Consider the following 15,710-nt stretch of genomic DNA (forward strand, 5'->3'; position numbering starts at 1 on the left):
CCTGCGCCTTTACTTATTGGAGTATTTTGGGCAAAATCTGCAGCGTTTAACTATTAAAGAGGTGTTACGCTAAACATGGCGAAAGAAGACGTAATCGAAATGCAAGGGACAGTCCTTGATACTTTACCAAATACAATGTTCCGAGTTGAGCTAGAAAATGGTCACGTAGTTGTGGCTCATATTTCAGGCAAAATGCGCAAAAACTATATCCGTATTTTAACCGGCGATAAAGTAACGGTAGAAATGACTCCTTACGATTTATCAAAGGGTCGTATCGTATTCCGTGCTCGCTAAGTAAGTGCGTAAACGAGATTTAGTTTTTGGCTAGTGTTTTACTAGCTTTAAGCGTTTATTAAATGTAATTGATAGACATTGACTAGCAATTACATTTAATAAACAAAAAGCCCAGTTTTTGCTGGGTTTTTTGTTGCCTATAAAAAGGGCAAAAAAATGGCCCGCTATTATGTAGCGGGCCATTTCATTTAACTAAATTATTTAATTAACGTTTTACGCTGGTGTTAAATTACTCTCGTAATCAAAGCGAATCTTCTTATCTTTAACCGATACTTTAACCGTACCGCCATCAACAAGTTCACCAAACAGTATTTCGTTAGCTAATTGCTTTTTAAGCTCTTCTTGAATAACACGTGCCATTGGACGTGCACCCATTGCTTTATCGTAGCCTTTATCTGCCAACCACTCACGTGCTTTAGACGTAAGCTCAAGGTTAACTGATTTTTTATCAAGCTGCGCTTGCAGTTCCACAATAAATTTATCAACCACCAGTAAAATAACTTCACGTTCAAGGTGATTAAACCAAATGATGTTATCTAAACGGTTTCTAAATTCGGGTGAAAATACTTTATTAATTGCACCCATTGCATCGTGCGTATGATCTTGCTCTGTAAAACCAATCGACTTACGGGTGGTTTCTTGTACGCCCGCATTGGTAGTCATTACAACCACTACATTTCTAAAGTCAGCTTTACGGCCGTTATTATCGGTTAACGTACCGTGATCCATAACCTGTAGCAAAATGTTGTAAATGTCTGGATGCGCTTTTTCAATCTCATCTAAAAGTACAACAGCATGTGGATTTTTAATAACTGCTTCTGTTAATAAACCACCTTGCTCAAAACCAACATACCCTGGTGGAGCACCAATTAATCGACTAATTGCATGGCGTTCTACATATTCCGACATATCAAAACGAATAAACTCAACACCCATACATTTAGCAAGTTGCTTAGTTACTTCTGTTTTACCCACACCGGTAGGCCCTGCAAACAAAAACGAACCTACTGGCTTTTCTTCGCTCGATAAACCAGAGCGAGATAAGCGAATAGCTGATGTAAGCGCATCAATAGATTGATCTTGCCCAAACACGAGCATTTTAAGGTTACGGTCTAAGTTTTTAAGCGTTTCTTTATCTGTCGACGAGACGCTTTGCGCTGGGATACGTGCCATTTTAGATATAATTAGTTCTATATCTGCCACGCCAATGGTTTTTTTACGTTTAGAGCTAGGTTGCAGACGCTGGCTTGCACCGGCTTCATCAATTACATCAATTGCTTTATCTGGCAAGTGGCGCTCATTAATGTATTTAGCACTGAGTTCTGCAGCTGCTTTTAGTGCTTTTTGAGTGTAACGAATGCCATGATGCTCTTCGTAACGCTCTTTTAAGCCGTTTAATATTTTAGTGGTATCGGCAACACTTGGCTCAAGTACATCAATTTTTTGAAAGCGACGTACTAATGCACGGTCTTTCTCAAAAATATTTTTATACTCGTTGTAAGTTGTTGAACCCATACAACGTAGCTTACCACTTGAAAGGAGTGGTTTAAGCAAGTTTGATGCGTCCATAACACCACCAGACGCCGCGCCGGCACCGATTATGGTATGTATTTCATCAATAAATAAAATAGAGCCTGGCTCAGCTTGCAGCTCTTTTAGTAAGCTTTTAAAGCGCTTTTCAAAGTCGCCGCGGTATTTAGTACCCGCAAGCAATGCACCCATATCTAGCGAGTACACAACAGCATCTGCAATTACTTCTGGTACTTGCTTATTAACAATGCGATACGCAAGGCCTTCAGCAATTGCTGTTTTACCAACGCCCGCTTCACCAACAAGTAATGGATTATTCTTTTTACGACGACACAATACTTGTACCGTGCGCTCTACTTCGCTGTCGCGTCCGATCAGTGGATCAATGTTACCTTCACGAGCTTGAACGTTTAAGTTAGTTGTAAAGCTGTCTAGCTTGCTTGCTTCTTCATTTTGAACTTCTTGCACTTCATCATGAATATCGTCGCTGTCGTTGCCTAATTCATCATCTGCTTTAGAAATACCATGCGAAATAAAGTTAACGATGTCTAAACGCGATACATCATGCTTTTTAAGTAAATATACAGCTTGGCTTTCTTGCTCAGAAAAAATAGCAACTAGCACATTCACGCCAGTGACTTCATTTTTACCTGACGATTGCACATGGAACACAGCGCGTTGTAATACACGTTGAAAGCCAAGTGTTGGCTGAGTTTCACGCTCTTCTTCTAAATCTGGAATGACGGGTGTTGTTTCGTCAATAAATTCTAATAATTCGGTTTTTAAACCAGAAATATTAACACCACACGCGTTTAGGGCTTCTCCTGCAGAAGGATTATCTAACAGCGCAAGTAAAAGGTGCTCTACGGTCATAAACTCATGACGGCGAGTGCGCGCTTCACGAAACGCGGCATTTAATGTGAGTTCTAAGTCTTTGTTTAGCATTGGCAACCCCTTACTGAGATAATAATTTATACCACAACAATCGGATGTTTGATCACCCTAATTGGTATTTATTCCTGCTCACAACTACAAAGCAGTGGATGCTCGTTATCACGCGCGTAGCGGTTAACTTGTTCAGCTTTGGTGTGGGCTACGTCAGCGCTGTAAACACCACATATACCCTTACCTTTTTCATGAACCTGAAGCATCACGTCGGTTGCTCTATCGCTATCCATATTAAAAAACGTCGTTAAAACTTCTATTACAAAGTCCATCGGCGTGTAGTCGTCGTTATTTAAAACAACTTTATATTTTCGCGGCGGCTGTAGCTTTTGCTTTTCGCTGTCGCGAACTGTATCGATAACACCTGAATCTTTCATACCACTCATAATTAAATATAGTCTTGTCTTTGTAACTCAAGCAAACTTGAATAAAAAATAAATAAAATGTTAAAAAAAATAACTCAAAACACTTGACTGGTTGGCTAAATAAACTACAGTCAAACGTAGATTGATTAAACCTTAGTCAGTCTAGCAAATAATACAATTTAGAATAACTAAATTAGTCAACTTATTGAAGGATGTAGAAGTATGGCTTGCGGTAAAGTTAAATGGTTCAACAACGCTAAAGGTTTTGGTTTCATCGTAGAAGACGGCTGCGAGAATGATATTTTCGCTCATTACTCAACAATTGTAATGGACGGTTATAAAACGCTTAAAGCTGGTCAAGATGTAACATTCGAATTAGAACAAGGACCTAAAGGTCTACACGCTAAAAATATTGCCCCAGATGGTGACATTATTGAGTGACTATTGTTTTGTTCGACTAAAGCGAGTGACCTTTTAAGATCCTCGCTTAATTCCTTAAGCATACTAACTTATCTCTTCTCCCCTATTTATTGCCTCTTTTCATTCAAATTCAACCCTTTTCCTTGAATTTATTTTATATACCCCAATGTTCTAAGAGTTGATTGTTTAACTGCTTATTGGGCATGCTCAACCTCTAGCCCTTTTTATTTAAGCTTGTTACACTCTTGGTGCTAAAAATTGCGTATTAACGCAGCAACTAATCCAACTTGTCGCCTCTTTTATATGTACTAGGCTAAAGGCTGATTTATTTTTGTTAATTTTTTAGCTATAAATACAATTCCAGTTCGTCAGGTGTGACTATTCTGCTTTTATAAAAGAGCAACGCTGAGTACCAACACCTAACAAACTATTCATTACGAGCGTATGTATTCATTAACTTGTTTAATAATATGTACTCACTCATTAGTAATGATTTTCTTTGCATTGTTGAATAAGACCTTTTCGGTCTACTATCTAGGAATGATGATGACATCAAAAATTATCTATACAAAAACGGACGAAGCTCCGGCACTAGCAACTTACTCGTTGCTACCGATCATCCAAGCATATACAAATGCGGCCGGTGTTGAAGTTGAAACTCGCGATATCTCATTAGCAGGTCGTGTAATTGCTAGCTTCCCTGATTATTTAACACAAGAACAACGCATTAGTGATGCACTTGCTGAACTTGGCGAGCTTGCTAAAACACCAGAAGCAAACATCATCAAATTACCAAACATCAGTGCATCTGTACCACAGCTTCGCGCTGTAATTAAAGAGCTTCAAGCAAAAGGTTACGCTCTTCCAGAATACCCTGTTGAACCTAAAAATGATGAAGAAAAAGCAATTCAAGCTGCTTACGACAAAATCAAAGGCAGTGCAGTAAACCCAGTACTACGTGAAGGTAACTCAGATCGTCGCGCACCAGGTTCTGTAAAAGAATATGCACGTAACAACCCACATTCAATGGGTGCGTGGAGCAAAGATTCAGAGTCTTATGTTGCAAGCATGAGCGAAGGCGACTTCTTTGGTTCAGAAAAGTCTGTAACTGTTGATACAGCCACTGATGTACGTATTGAACATGTTGCAACTAACGGCGATGTTTCTGTACTTAAACAAAGCACGCCTCTTTTAGCTGGCGAAGTTATTGATGCATCAAGCATCAGCGCTTCTAAGCTTCAAGCTTTCTTAGCTGCTGAAATTGACGCTGCTAAAGAAAAAGGTGTTTTATTCTCGCTTCACATGAAAGCGACAATGATGAAAGTATCTGATCCAATTATCTTTGGTCACGCTGTAAAAGTATTCTACAAAGATGTATTTGCTAAACACGGTGAGCTTTTTGAAGAGCTAGGTGTTGATGTAAATAATGGTTTAGGCGATGTATATTCTAAAATTCAAACATTAGACGATGCTAAGCGCGAAGAAATTGAAGCAGACATTCAAGCTGTTTACGCCAGCCGCCCTGCTATTGCTATGGTTGATTCTGACCGTGGTATTACAAACCTACACGTACCAAGTGACGTGATCATCGATGCTTCTATGCCTGCTGCAATCCGTTCAAGCGGTCAAATGTGGAATAACGATGGTAAATTACAAGACACTAGCTTTGTAATTCCAGATCGTTGTTACTCAGGTATTTACCAAGCAACTATTGATTTTTGTAAAGTAAATGGCGCGTTTGATCCAACAACTATGGGTAGCGTACCTAACGTTGGCCTTATGGCTCAAAAAGCTGAAGAATACGGTTCACACGATAAAACGTTTGAAGCTAAAGCAGATGGTTCTATCCGTGTTGTTGATGCAAATAGTAATACATTACTTGAGCACAGTGTTGAGCAAGGCGATATTTGGCGCATGTGTCAGGTTAAAGACGCACCAATCCAAGATTGGGTTAAGCTTGCAGTAAATCGTGCACGCGCAACAGGCGTTCCAGCTATTTTCTGGTTAGACGAAAACCGTGCACATGATGCAGAGCTAATCAAAAAAGTAAATAAATACCTACCAGATCACGATACAGCTGGCCTAGATATTCAAATTTTAGCACCGCTTGAAGCAACGTTGTTCTCACTAGCGCGTATTAAAGAAGGTAAAGATACTATTTCTGTAACAGGTAACGTTTTACGTGATTACCTTACAGATTTATTCCCAATTTTAGAGCTAGGTACGAGTGCTAAAATGCTTTCAATTGTTCCACTTATGAACGGTGGTGGATTATTTGAAACTGGCGCAGGTGGTTCTGCACCTAAGCATGTTCAACAATTCGAAAAAGAAAACCACTTACGTTGGGATTCTTTAGGTGAATTTTTAGCACTTGCTGCATCTCTTGAGCACCTAAGCGTAACTACAGGTAACAACAAGGCACAAGTTCTTGCTGATACACTAGATAAAGCGACTGGTACTTTCCTTGCAGAAAACAAGTCTCCTTCACGTAAAGTGAAAGAAATTGATAACCGTGGTTCTCATTTCTTCCTATCTTTATTCTGGGCACAAGAACTTGCTAAGCAAAATGATGACAGTGAACTTAAAGCACAGTTTACTCAAATTGCTAGCGATCTTGAGTCTAATAAAGAACAAATCGTAAGTGAACTTAACGATGCGCAAGGCCCTGCAGTTGATTTAGGCGGTTACTTCCAGCCTAACGATGATGCAGCCTTTAAAGCGATGCGTCCAAGCACTACATTTAACGATATTCTTGCTAAATTAGTATAAATATTAGTTTAAATTTAAAAGCCGCTTACTTGTAAAAGTAAGCGGCTTTTTTATGTCTAATACCAATTCGCTTAATTAAGTGATCTATTTTTAGGATGGAAAAACGTGTTGATAGCTAGGCAAAAAATTTGCTATTTAGTCGTTCTCGGCAATTGCTCCTGCATTGCTCTACCTTCTGCATCCATGCAGTCGTAAATGAGAATTTTTTAACACAGGTAGTGACACGTTTAGCCCCGCAAAATGATTAAGTATTATTGCGGATTGGTATAAACTTTAAAAAAGGCCGCTATTTATAAAATAGCGGCCTTTAAAATAATTAAATTTATTAATTATTTAGTATATGCACGTGGCATTTTTGAATCAGTCGTATAACGATCACGCAGTTTATCTTGGCGAGATTGTGTAGATACCTCAACCCCATTAATAAACATTTTGTTCACGTGGCTGCTTAGTTCAAACGGGTCATTACTCCACATTACTACATCAGCAGCTTTACCTACTTCAAGACTACCTGCATTAATGCCAAATACATCAGCAACGTTTGATGTAACCGCTTTTAACGCACCTTCTTGGCTCATACCATACGATACTGCATTACCAGCATCAAAACGCAGCTGATAAATGTTGTGACTTGCATCACCACCTACCGTTAATAATACTTTAACGCCTGCTTTTTCTAGCACACCTGCATTATCTAAACTCGCATGAAGCGAATCAAAACTTGCTGGTAAGCTGTCCATTGCACTAATAATTACTGGGATATTTGCTTTAGCAACGCGCTCTTTTACTACAACAGCGTCTTGTGCGCCGTTAAGTACTAAGTTAATACCAAATTGCTCTTTTACTTTAATAAGCTCAATAATATCTGCCGCACGTGATACGCCAACCACTAATGGCATTTCGCCACTGAGTACTTTTGCCATTACTTTGTCTTCAGTACTTGGCTTGTCGTCATCTTTTTTAGCTTTTTTACCAGCTTTAGTTTTGTGCTCATCAAGTTTATTAATCAGTGTTTGCAAAGTAAAAGCACGAGAGCCTTTACTGCGCTCACCTAAGTAAACAATTAAAGCCGCTTGTTTTTGCATGTCGCTGTCAAAACTACCACTTAAATCAACAACACTCGCAAGGCCTGAAAAAATGCTATCGCCGCCATGAGGGGTAATGACATCGCGTGTTACACCGCCTTTACGAGCGTAAGGTATTAAGCTTGAATGTGCGTTGTAAGCAAGACTTACGTCAAAATCAATACTGGCTTTTTCCTCGCCTGCATCGCGAGAGCCCGCAACTGCACTTACCTCAACTAAACCAAGTTGATTTACACTTGCAATAAAGCCAGGGGTTACAATTTGGCCCTTTGCATCAATAATTTGATCTACTTTAATTTCAGTTGGGTTAATCGCTGTGATTTTACCATCTGTCATTACAATGCTTGCCGCTTCTAATACACCTTGATCAGATGACGTATGCAATGTTGCATTAATAATTGCTAGCGATTGTGCGCTTACAGCACCAGATGCTAATAATCCTGCAGCAACCAGAGAAAGCGAAAACGAACGTGATAAATTTTTCATTCTGGGTGCTCCTTATTGTTGACCTAACATAAAATCACTTGTTGCTTGATACGCGCTGTCGTTTCTATCGTAAACTTTTGCACCATCAACAAACACTTGTTCAGCTTTAGCATAAACACTAAATGGGCTTTGATTCCAAATAACAACATCGCCCTGCTTACCTGCTTCTAGTGAACCTGTTTTGTCATCAATACCTAGCGATTTAGCAGCGTTAGCCGTGATCCATTTAATAGCGTGTTGCTCAGAAATATCAAAACCGTTTTCGTTAGCACGGTACATAACCTTGCCAGCTTCTTGGTTTAAGCGCTGAATAGTAGTATCTGAATCTGAGTGAACAACTGCACATGAATTTTTAACCGCATCAACAATAGCTACGTTTTCTTGAACCATGTCGTAGGCTTCCATTTTAAAACCCCACCAGTCTGGCCAAAGTGCAGCACACGAGCCATTCTCAGCAAGTAGGTCAGCAATTTTATATGCTTCTACACCGTGATGGAATGTACCCGCGTCGTAATTAAATTCTTTTGACAGGTCAATCATCATTGCCATTTCTTCAGCTTTATAACAATGATTATGAATACGTACTTCGCCCTCAAGCACACCACGAAGCGTATCGTGTTTAATATCACGTACTGGTGCTTCTGGGTTTAAACCTGCTTCATAATCGGCATCGTACTTATCCCATGCACGTTTGTATTCAGCGGCTTCAGCCCACGCCATACGATAACCAGCCATATTACCCATACGAGTTGAAGGCAATACACCTTGACGACCATAAACACGTTTAGGGTTTTCACCACACGCCATTTTTAAACCATACGGCGCCTCTGGAAATTTCATACCTTGCATAGTGTGTGCAGGGACGTTTTTAAGCGTAACGCCGCGTCCACCAAATAAGTTAGCTGAGCCTGGTAAAATTTGTAGAGAAGTAATGCCGCCTTCGCGTGCACGATTAAAGCCTGGATCTTGTGGCCAAACAGAATGCTCAACCCACACTTCTGCAGTGTTAGGGCTGGTCATTTCGTTACCATCTTGATGCGACTCAACCGAAGGGCTTGGGTATGCACCTAAATGTGAATGTACGTCAATAATACCCGGTGTTACCCATTTGCCTTGTGCATCAATTGTAATATCAGCAGTAGCAGTTAAGTCTTTACCAACTTGTTGTACTTTGCCGTCAACAAGTAATACATCAGCCTCATCTAAACGCTCACCAGTACCTGTAAGTACTGTTGCATTTGTAATAAGTGTGCTTGATGTAGAAACGGGCTGATAAGTGCTTGGGTAAGGATTTTTGTTGATTGTTATTTTATCGTCTTGCGGGCCGTTTTCTTGGCAACCTACAAGTGCAGCAGCTAAGCCAACTGCTAATAAAGAAGGTGCAAATTTTTGCATGTTGTTTGGATCTCCTGTTTTTTTGCTACTTTAGCGAAAGCTAAGGAATAAAGCCAAAAAAACAGGTGAAAACGCAGTTAATTAAGATGAATATCTGTAATTATTTCTTTATATAATTGTTATACAACTTTTCAAGCGCACCTTCGGTTGTAAGCGATGGATCTTTACTAATAAAGTGCTTAACCGTACGCGTTACAAAATCAGAGTTTTGCTTATGTAACTTAGAAAAATCTTTAATAATTGTATTACCGTCTTTAGCCGCTGTCACTTTGTCATGACGATGACGATACTGGCTTAGCGCTTTATTAAAATCCCCTTGGTAGTCTTCAACCAAAATTTTATAAAAGTCACTTTTTTGTACGTTTAAATCATTAATGCAGTAATTTAGCGCCTCTTTAAAGTCAGTAAATATCATGCCTTCTACATCAAACTCTTTTGTTTTTTCACGTACTGCTACTTTGGCATCTTCTGTGGCATAGCTAAAACCAGTAAACGCTAAACGCTCAGCGGCTTCTTTTCCTAATTTCATACCCGCTTGAATACTATGCGCAAACTCATCGCTCATATCGCCAAGTTCGTTTTCTTCCCACATGTTATAAACACGCAGAGGTTTTGCGTATTTAGTGGCAAGCTTTTTCTTCATTTTAGTGAAACGCTCATCAATCGTCATCAGCCTTTCGTTATGTAAAAGTGCATGACACTCATAACACGCAGGAATAGATATAAAATCAGCTTCTTCACCTAAATCAACAATGCTTTGTAGCATATGCAGCGGCGGACAATGGTCGCGCTCTGTCGCTTCACAGCCACAATAAAAACACTGGTTAAAATGCTGCTGATCGCAAGCGTATGCTTGCTGATAATAACTGGCTAACGTTTTGCTCACCGTTGCTCCTAAAAAACACGACTAAATTATGGGGGCGATAATAACAGCCTGAAAAAATAAGTCATACCAATTGCATTAAATTAGTTATCTATTATTGCGCTAATAAAGTAGCGCAATAATAAGGCGAAATTATAACGTGTAGTTGCTATCACTAATTGCTCCCTGCATTGCTCTACCTCCTGCATCCATGCACTCGTACACGAACAATTTTTAACGCAGTAAGTGCGCTATTTAATGCGATAGAATGATTTTTTTAAAATTGGTATCAGTAGCTATATTTAAATCACGGCCGCAATTAAACCAAACAAGCCACCAAACACACCACCCCACACTACAAGCCAGCCTAAGTGCTCATGGATCATGGTTTGAATAATCTCTTTAACCATTTTAGGGGTAAGCTCATCTAGGCGCTCATCAACTAATTTAAGTACTGTTTTATGTAGGCTCTCTGCACTATTACCTTGTGAAAGCGTTTGGGTTACTAATGCTTTAAAGTCGTCAGTTTGAGAAATCTCACTAAGCGACAATTGCATTTTTTCAATAAACTTTTCACGCATTGGCTCTATTGCTGCAGTGCCGCCAAACATACCTAACATGCTACCAAACTGAGATTGCTCTATTACCTCTAACAAATTGTCGAATGCGGGGTTTAAATCAACATTACTAATTATTGGCTCAAAATCGATATTGGGCTGCGCTTTATTGAGTAAATTATCAATTTTTTGCTCTGAAAAAAACTCCGTTAATATTAGGTTTCGTATAGCTACTTTAAAGCTTTCAAACTTAAGCGCTATAACACCCGAGCCATATAAAAACGGGACTTTTTCGAACAACATATGAATCGCTAATAAATTAGTTACCGCGCCAGAAAGTGCAAATAAACCAACTGATAACACAATTACTTGGTTAAACATAAAACCTACAACAACACATAAACCCGCTAGCAAATTGGTTATTAAACTTTTGTTCATTTTTACTCCATTACAGTAAGTGTAATTTTTATGCAATATAGTCGTTAATTTTACAACGTTTAGATTGTTAAATTAATACCTTTTTGCCATAGTTTAAGTATCTGTTTAAAAGGCGAGCAATTGTTATGTGGAAAACAGTAAATGAGCACATCAGCCAAGCCATTAATTTTGACTTTAAACACACCTATAAACGCCAATTACAAAGTACAAATACCGACAAACTATTTCATATTACCAATGGTACGCATAACTTCTTCGTTAAAATAGCATTAAAAAGCGAACTCGAGCGTTTAGAAAGTGAATTTATTGGCTTAAAGCTTTTAGCGCAAAATAGTAATTTTAAAGTCCCTGAATGTATTACAACCGGTGCAAATATAGAGTTTTCGTTTATTGTTTTACAGTGGCTTGTTTTAGATAAACAACCCCACAACACGTGGGCAACTATGGGAAGCAGCCTCGCTAAAATGCATCAAAAACACGACCAAGCCATGTTTGGTTTTGATGTAGACAACTACATAGCCACTACTATACAACCTAATCGCTGGCATAAAAAATGGGATGTATTTTACGCCGAAGAACGTATAGGGTGGCAATTACAGTTACTCGCTGAAAAAGGCATTAACTTTATTGAACCCGAGCGTTTAATTAATGCCGTTAAAGAACAGCTGCATAGTCATCAAGTTGAGCCCTCATTACTGCATGGCGATTTTTGGCGAGGCAATATGGGCTTTTTAAAAGCAGAGCCAACGGTATTTAACCCCGCTTGTTATTATGGTGATCGGGAAGTGGATATTGCAATGAGCGAACTATTTGCGCCACTTCCAAAAGACTTTTATAGCGCCTATAACCAGCACTACCCGCTTTCTCAAAATTACGAAAAACGTAAGTTAATATACCAGCTATACCCTATTTTAAATCACGCTAACATCTTTGCCGGTCACTATCTTACTGAAGCTAAACAACATATAGAAAAGCTGGTATTTGAAGGTATAAAATAAGTGTCATAAGCTGCATTTCAGCACTATATTTAATGAGTAAGTAGGCGTTCATCTGTAAGCGATTAAGTTGAATCTAACTTAATTATTTATAACTGGAGTGATTATGAAAGATTTTTTATCACAACGAATAACGTGCCCACACTGCGGACACCACATACATTTAGACTTAGACGCAAGCATGGGCGATCAAGACTACATAGAAGATTGCACTGCCTGCTGTAACCCAATTCATTTAAATATGCATATAGATCATGCTAACAATAAGTTAGAGCTACACGTAGACAGTGACGACGAACAAATATTTTAACTTAAGCCTGATGGCGTAAGTAGTTTTCTACCGTATTTACAATAGTGTAAGTTTGCTGATCAACTTCAATATTAAACTTGTCACCCACTTGCGCTGCACCAATGTTTGTAATGGCGAGCGTTTCCGGAATTAGGTGTAACCAAAAACCTTGTTCATCAACTTCGCCCACGGTTAAGCTTGCGCCATTTATCGCAACAAACCCTTTATATAACACATACTTTTGCCACTCTTTTGGCAAACTGAGTTGTATTTTGCAGTTGTTCTCAAGCTTCACTATTTGAGAAATTTGTGACGTACAATGAATATGCCCAGACACTATATGCCCACCTAGCTCAGTACCAAACGTAACAGAGCGTTCGTAATTAACTAAACTACCTAACTCAAGCAGTCCTAAATTAGTTAACTTTAGGGTTTCGTCAATCACATCAAAATGCACTTGCGCTACCACATCGTGATTACTTAGCTCAACTTGCACAACTGTTAAACAACAGCCATTAATAGCAATACTTGCGCCTAAATCTAAATGCTTAACGTACTCATCGCTCACCGATACAACTAAGCGTAAAACACCGTCTGTTTGAGTATTAGAGACCACCGTAGCTTGCGTTTGCACTATTCCTGTAAACATAAAATCACTTTAAATTATTACAAAGTGCTAGTTTAACGTATCAACTCATAAAATCATTCACTACTGTGATTTTTATTTAAACCCCAATAGATTACAATTACGCCCTATTTTATCAACTAGCTGTTTTTATGACCTTTTGCAATTGGGAAGCCAAGCGTTTACTTTCCCTCGCTTTACCTGTTTTTTTAGCGCAAGTTACACTTATTTTAATGTCGGTCGTCGACACAATTATGGCAGGCCAAGTTAGCCCTACTGACTTAGCTGCACTGTCTATTGCAACAGGAATATGGAACCCATTATTACTTGGCCTTCAAGGTATTTTATTAGCGCTTACCGGTATTATTGCGCAGTTTTCGGGTAGTGATGACCGCAAAGGCATTAGCCACTATTTTCAACAAGCGCTTTATTTAACCGCTATTTTGAGCTTTACAGGCTTTGGAATTGCCCATTTAGCAGATGCTATTATTTTTAAGCTCGATACAACGCCTGCAATTGCAAACCTTGCCATTGACTACATTCACTTTGTGAAATGGGGTGTATTTGGATTTTTAATTTTTACGGTATACAGAAACGTTACCGAAGGCATGGGAATGACCAAGCCCGCGTTTTACATAAGCCTATTAGGTTTAGCTGTTAATATTCCGGTAAATTATATTTTCATAAATGGCTTATTTGGTTTTCCTGCTTATGGCGGCGCAGGCTGTGGCATTGCCACTGCAATTGTTTTAACTGTTATGGCAATAGCGCAAGTCACTTACTGCCAAATGAGTAAAAAAGTAGATGCTAAAGGCCTGCTTTCATCATTCGAAAAACCTAATTTCACTACCATTGGTATTATTACTAAGTTAGGTATACCAATTTCACTCGCCACCTTTTTTGAAGTCACTTTATTTGCGTGTATACCGCTATTTATAGCGCATTTAGGTGCAGTAGCTATATCGGGGCATCAAATAGCAGCCAGTGTAACTACATTGCTGTTTATGATGCCACTGAGCCTATCAATCGCTATCAGCATTCGTATAGGTAACTTATACGGCCAAAAGAACATGACTCAATTAAAAGTTGCGGTTTCTACCAGCTATATTTTAGCCATTGCTGTGGCGTTATTTTTAGCACTTATTACGTTTGCCGGTCGTGATTTAATTAGCCAACTGTATACTGACAGCCCCGCTGTTATGGCATTGGCTTCATCAATTATGATTTTAGCGTGTATTTACCAATTACCTGATGCACTGCAAGTTGCAGCAAATGGCATACTCCGTGGGTTAAAATACACCACGCCTATATCGTATATTACGTTTATATCGTATTGGTTAATCGGCTTTTGTTTAGGTTACGTATTGGCAAGAACAGACATAATTGTGCCAGCTATGGGGCCACACGGTTTCTGGACTGGGATAATAGTAGGTCTTAGTGTCGCTGCTATTTTATTAATGCTAACGGTAAAAAAACGTCTAAAATATGAATTTCTTAAAATTGATGCACTCAATCAAAACTAACAAACTCAGCCTTAAAACACTACCAGCTGCTTTGCTGGTAATGTGTTTTTTAACGCTTACTGGCTGCAACAAACCACAAAGTAGTATAAACGTTACTTATATTGAACGCTTAAGTAGCACAGTTGATACAAGCCCAACACAGCCTGCGCCACTCAAACAACTCCCCTTACTGCAGCCTACCCCAATAGCACAAAGTGACTTAACGCTGAGCATTGTTGAGCTTGCAGGCATTAGCCAATGTAAGCTTAACGTGCTTATAAGTGAGCACAATAACCAATTAGGAAAAACCGCCAGCGCTGCTGGGCAATTAAAATATCAAATAAACTTTATTAAAAGTGCACAGGTTTGCTTAAACACGCTTGATAAAAATAGTCCTAGTTACACAAAAATACTCGCAGCCAAAAACTACAAAGAAACACACCTAATGCACTTTTTTAACACCATGTTATTTAAAGAGCCTGAGTTAAATCGTACCTGGCAACTCACCTCAAACGAGCTTACTACTGAACCCGCTGGTTTTAGCGATACCGTATTTGCACTAAAGCAACTTGTACTCATTAAGCAGCAAATAAACGCTAAAGAATTTAGTGAAATTAATAGCGATTCTATTTTTAGTGCACTCGAGCAGCTTAATAAATTTCAATTTAACCAAGCACTCATTCAATCAGTCCGCAAGCAAGTAGTGTTAAATAACAACGCCACGCAGTTTGTAAAAACATTAAACTTGAATACGCTGTGCCCTCAGGATAAAAATAATAAAAACGCAAAAATCATAAGCAACGTATTTCAAAAGTTTTACCTAAAAGAAATTCAGCCCTATCAAGCGCAGTTAACTGGTTATCTAGAGGCACTACAACCGCTTTATAATGAGCTTTGGTTTAACGAAAGTATCTCAAGCCCTCAAATTAATAACTTAGTCAAAACGGGCTCAGCAAGTAACTTACTGAACTTACTAAAAAGCTCAGCTAAAAAACATGTGGTTTGGTGGCAAGGTTTTTATAAAACGTGTGAAATAAGCCCAATATGAATAAAAAAACGGCAAATAAACTCAAAAACAACAAACTTGCTTGATTCACCAACCGCCACGCTATATATTAGCCGCCGTTGTTAAGCAATTAACACCTACTTAAAT

Annotated in this window: 14 protein-coding genes; 7 read left to right on the forward strand and 7 right to left on the reverse strand. The window is 38.9% G+C overall.

Annotated features, from left to right (window positions below; all coding sequences use genetic code 11):
• The first annotated feature begins 75 nt into the window (after positions 1-75).
• Positions 76-294 (forward strand): translation initiation factor IF-1, encoded by a 219-nt coding sequence (gene infA, locus I6F40_RS18175; protein ID WP_002962494.1) that lies wholly within the window; start codon positions 76-78, stop codon positions 292-294.
• A 213-nt stretch (positions 295-507) separates the two neighbouring features.
• On the opposite strand, the gene clpA is transcribed toward infA, so the two are convergent.
• Both clpA and clpS read right to left on the reverse strand, forming a co-directional pair.
• Positions 508-2,769 (reverse strand): ATP-dependent Clp protease ATP-binding subunit ClpA, encoded by a 2,262-nt coding sequence (clpA, locus tag I6F40_RS18180; protein WP_007585108.1) that lies wholly within the window; start codon positions 2,767-2,769, stop codon positions 508-510.
• Between the two features lie 68 nt (positions 2,770-2,837).
• Positions 2,838-3,146 (reverse strand): ATP-dependent Clp protease adapter ClpS, encoded by a 309-nt coding sequence (clpS, locus tag I6F40_RS18185; protein ID WP_007585109.1) that lies wholly within the window; start codon positions 3,144-3,146, stop codon positions 2,838-2,840.
• A gap of 210 nt (positions 3,147-3,356) precedes the next feature.
• Here clpS and cspD point away from each other — a divergent pair, with 210 nt between their 5' ends.
• Together cspD and I6F40_RS18195 are read left to right on the forward strand one after the other, a co-directional pair.
• Positions 3,357-3,575 carry a cold shock domain-containing protein CspD gene (cspD, locus tag I6F40_RS18190; RefSeq protein WP_002962500.1) on the forward strand — a complete coding sequence of 73 codons (219 nt, stop codon included), beginning with the start codon at positions 3,357-3,359 and terminating at the stop codon, positions 3,573-3,575.
• A 525-nt stretch (positions 3,576-4,100) separates the two neighbouring features.
• Positions 4,101-6,323, forward strand: a complete 2,223-nt coding sequence (locus I6F40_RS18195) for an NADP-dependent isocitrate dehydrogenase (protein WP_166376811.1) — start codon at positions 4,101-4,103, stop codon at positions 6,321-6,323.
• A 329-nt stretch (positions 6,324-6,652) separates the two neighbouring features.
• Here I6F40_RS18195 and I6F40_RS18200 read toward each other — a convergent pair whose 3' ends face one another.
• The 4 genes from I6F40_RS18200 to I6F40_RS18215 all read right to left on the reverse strand — a co-directional run bounded on the left by I6F40_RS18200 (position 6,653) and on the right by I6F40_RS18215 (position 11,146).
• Positions 6,653-7,894 carry an amidohydrolase family protein gene (locus tag I6F40_RS18200; RefSeq protein ID WP_166376810.1) on the reverse strand — a complete coding sequence of 414 codons (1,242 nt, stop codon included), beginning with the start codon at positions 7,892-7,894 and terminating at the stop codon, positions 6,653-6,655.
• A 12-nt stretch (positions 7,895-7,906) separates the two neighbouring features.
• Positions 7,907-9,289: an amidohydrolase gene (locus I6F40_RS18205; protein WP_007585115.1), complete on the reverse strand. Its 1,383-nt coding sequence runs from the start codon at positions 9,287-9,289 to the stop codon at positions 7,907-7,909.
• 100 nt (positions 9,290-9,389) lie between these two features.
• On the reverse strand, positions 9,390-10,175 hold the full coding sequence (locus I6F40_RS18210; protein WP_007585117.1) for a hypothetical protein: 786 nt from the start codon (positions 10,173-10,175) through the stop codon (positions 9,390-9,392).
• Between the two features lie 278 nt (positions 10,176-10,453).
• Positions 10,454-11,146: a DUF445 domain-containing protein gene (locus I6F40_RS18215; protein WP_166376809.1), complete on the reverse strand. Its 693-nt coding sequence runs from the start codon at positions 11,144-11,146 to the stop codon at positions 10,454-10,456.
• 125 nt (positions 11,147-11,271) lie between these two features.
• On the opposite strand from I6F40_RS18215, the gene I6F40_RS18220 reads away from it, so the two are divergent.
• On the forward strand, positions 11,272-12,144 hold the full coding sequence (locus I6F40_RS18220; RefSeq protein ID WP_101163040.1) for a fructosamine kinase family protein: 873 nt from the start codon (positions 11,272-11,274) through the stop codon (positions 12,142-12,144).
• Positions 12,145-12,247: 103 nt separating this feature from the next.
• Positions 12,248-12,451 carry a CPXCG motif-containing cysteine-rich protein gene (locus I6F40_RS18225; RefSeq protein ID WP_008166246.1) on the forward strand — a complete coding sequence of 68 codons (204 nt, stop codon included), beginning with the start codon at positions 12,248-12,250 and terminating at the stop codon, positions 12,449-12,451.
• Between the two features lies 1 nt (position 12,452).
• Here the strand turns inward: I6F40_RS18225 and I6F40_RS18230 are convergent, their stop codons facing one another.
• Positions 12,453-13,079: a riboflavin synthase subunit alpha gene (locus I6F40_RS18230; protein WP_166376808.1), complete on the reverse strand. Its 627-nt coding sequence runs from the start codon at positions 13,077-13,079 to the stop codon at positions 12,453-12,455.
• A gap of 128 nt (positions 13,080-13,207) precedes the next feature.
• Between I6F40_RS18230 and I6F40_RS18235 the strand changes: the two genes are divergently transcribed.
• Both I6F40_RS18235 and I6F40_RS18240 read left to right on the forward strand, forming a co-directional pair.
• The gene (locus tag I6F40_RS18235; RefSeq protein ID WP_007585131.1) at positions 13,208-14,578 is read left to right on the forward strand and encodes an MATE family efflux transporter; all 1,371 of its coding nucleotides are present in this window, start codon (positions 13,208-13,210) and stop codon (positions 14,576-14,578) included.
• Positions 14,541-15,605, forward strand: coding sequence for a DUF3080 family protein (locus tag I6F40_RS18240; protein ID WP_166376807.1), 1,065 nt, complete (start codon positions 14,541-14,543; stop codon positions 15,603-15,605). The genes I6F40_RS18235 and I6F40_RS18240 overlap by 38 nt, the downstream gene beginning before the upstream one ends.
• Positions 15,606-15,710: the final 105 nt, after the last annotated feature.

This window comes from Pseudoalteromonas sp. SWXJ133 (assembly GCF_015864365.1).
In the GTDB taxonomy this organism is placed as follows: domain Bacteria; phylum Pseudomonadota; class Gammaproteobacteria; order Enterobacterales; family Alteromonadaceae; genus Pseudoalteromonas; species Pseudoalteromonas arctica.

Bases quoted from the DNA above. Each gene is read 5' to 3' on its own strand.
- I6F40_RS18225 (WP_008166246.1), top strand. From the start codon at position 12,248: ATGAAAGATTTTTTATCACAACGAATAACGTGCCCACACTGCGGACAC.
- I6F40_RS18195 (WP_166376811.1), top strand. From the start codon at position 4,101: ATGACATCAAAAATTATCTATACAAAAACGGACGAAGCTCCGGCACTA.
- I6F40_RS18235 (WP_007585131.1), top strand. From the start codon at position 13,208: ATGACCTTTTGCAATTGGGAAGCCAAGCGTTTACTTTCCCTCGCTTTA.
- infA (WP_002962494.1), top strand. From the start codon at position 76: ATGGCGAAAGAAGACGTAATCGAAATGCAAGGGACAGTCCTTGATACT.
- I6F40_RS18230 (WP_166376808.1), bottom strand. From the start codon at position 13,079: ATGTTTACAGGAATAGTGCAAACGCAAGCTACGGTGGTCTCTAATACT.
- I6F40_RS18220 (WP_101163040.1), top strand. From the start codon at position 11,272: ATGTGGAAAACAGTAAATGAGCACATCAGCCAAGCCATTAATTTTGAC.
- I6F40_RS18205 (WP_007585115.1), bottom strand. From the start codon at position 9,289: ATGCAAAAATTTGCACCTTCTTTATTAGCAGTTGGCTTAGCTGCTGCA.
- I6F40_RS18240 (WP_166376807.1), top strand. From the start codon at position 14,541: ATGAATTTCTTAAAATTGATGCACTCAATCAAAACTAACAAACTCAGC.
- cspD (WP_002962500.1), top strand. From the start codon at position 3,357: ATGGCTTGCGGTAAAGTTAAATGGTTCAACAACGCTAAAGGTTTTGGT.
- I6F40_RS18200 (WP_166376810.1), bottom strand. From the start codon at position 7,894: ATGAAAAATTTATCACGTTCGTTTTCGCTTTCTCTGGTTGCTGCAGGA.
- I6F40_RS18215 (WP_166376809.1), bottom strand. From the start codon at position 11,146: ATGAACAAAAGTTTAATAACCAATTTGCTAGCGGGTTTATGTGTTGTT.
- clpA (WP_007585108.1), bottom strand. From the start codon at position 2,769: ATGCTAAACAAAGACTTAGAACTCACATTAAATGCCGCGTTTCGTGAA.
- clpS (WP_007585109.1), bottom strand. From the start codon at position 3,146: ATGAAAGATTCAGGTGTTATCGATACAGTTCGCGACAGCGAAAAGCAA.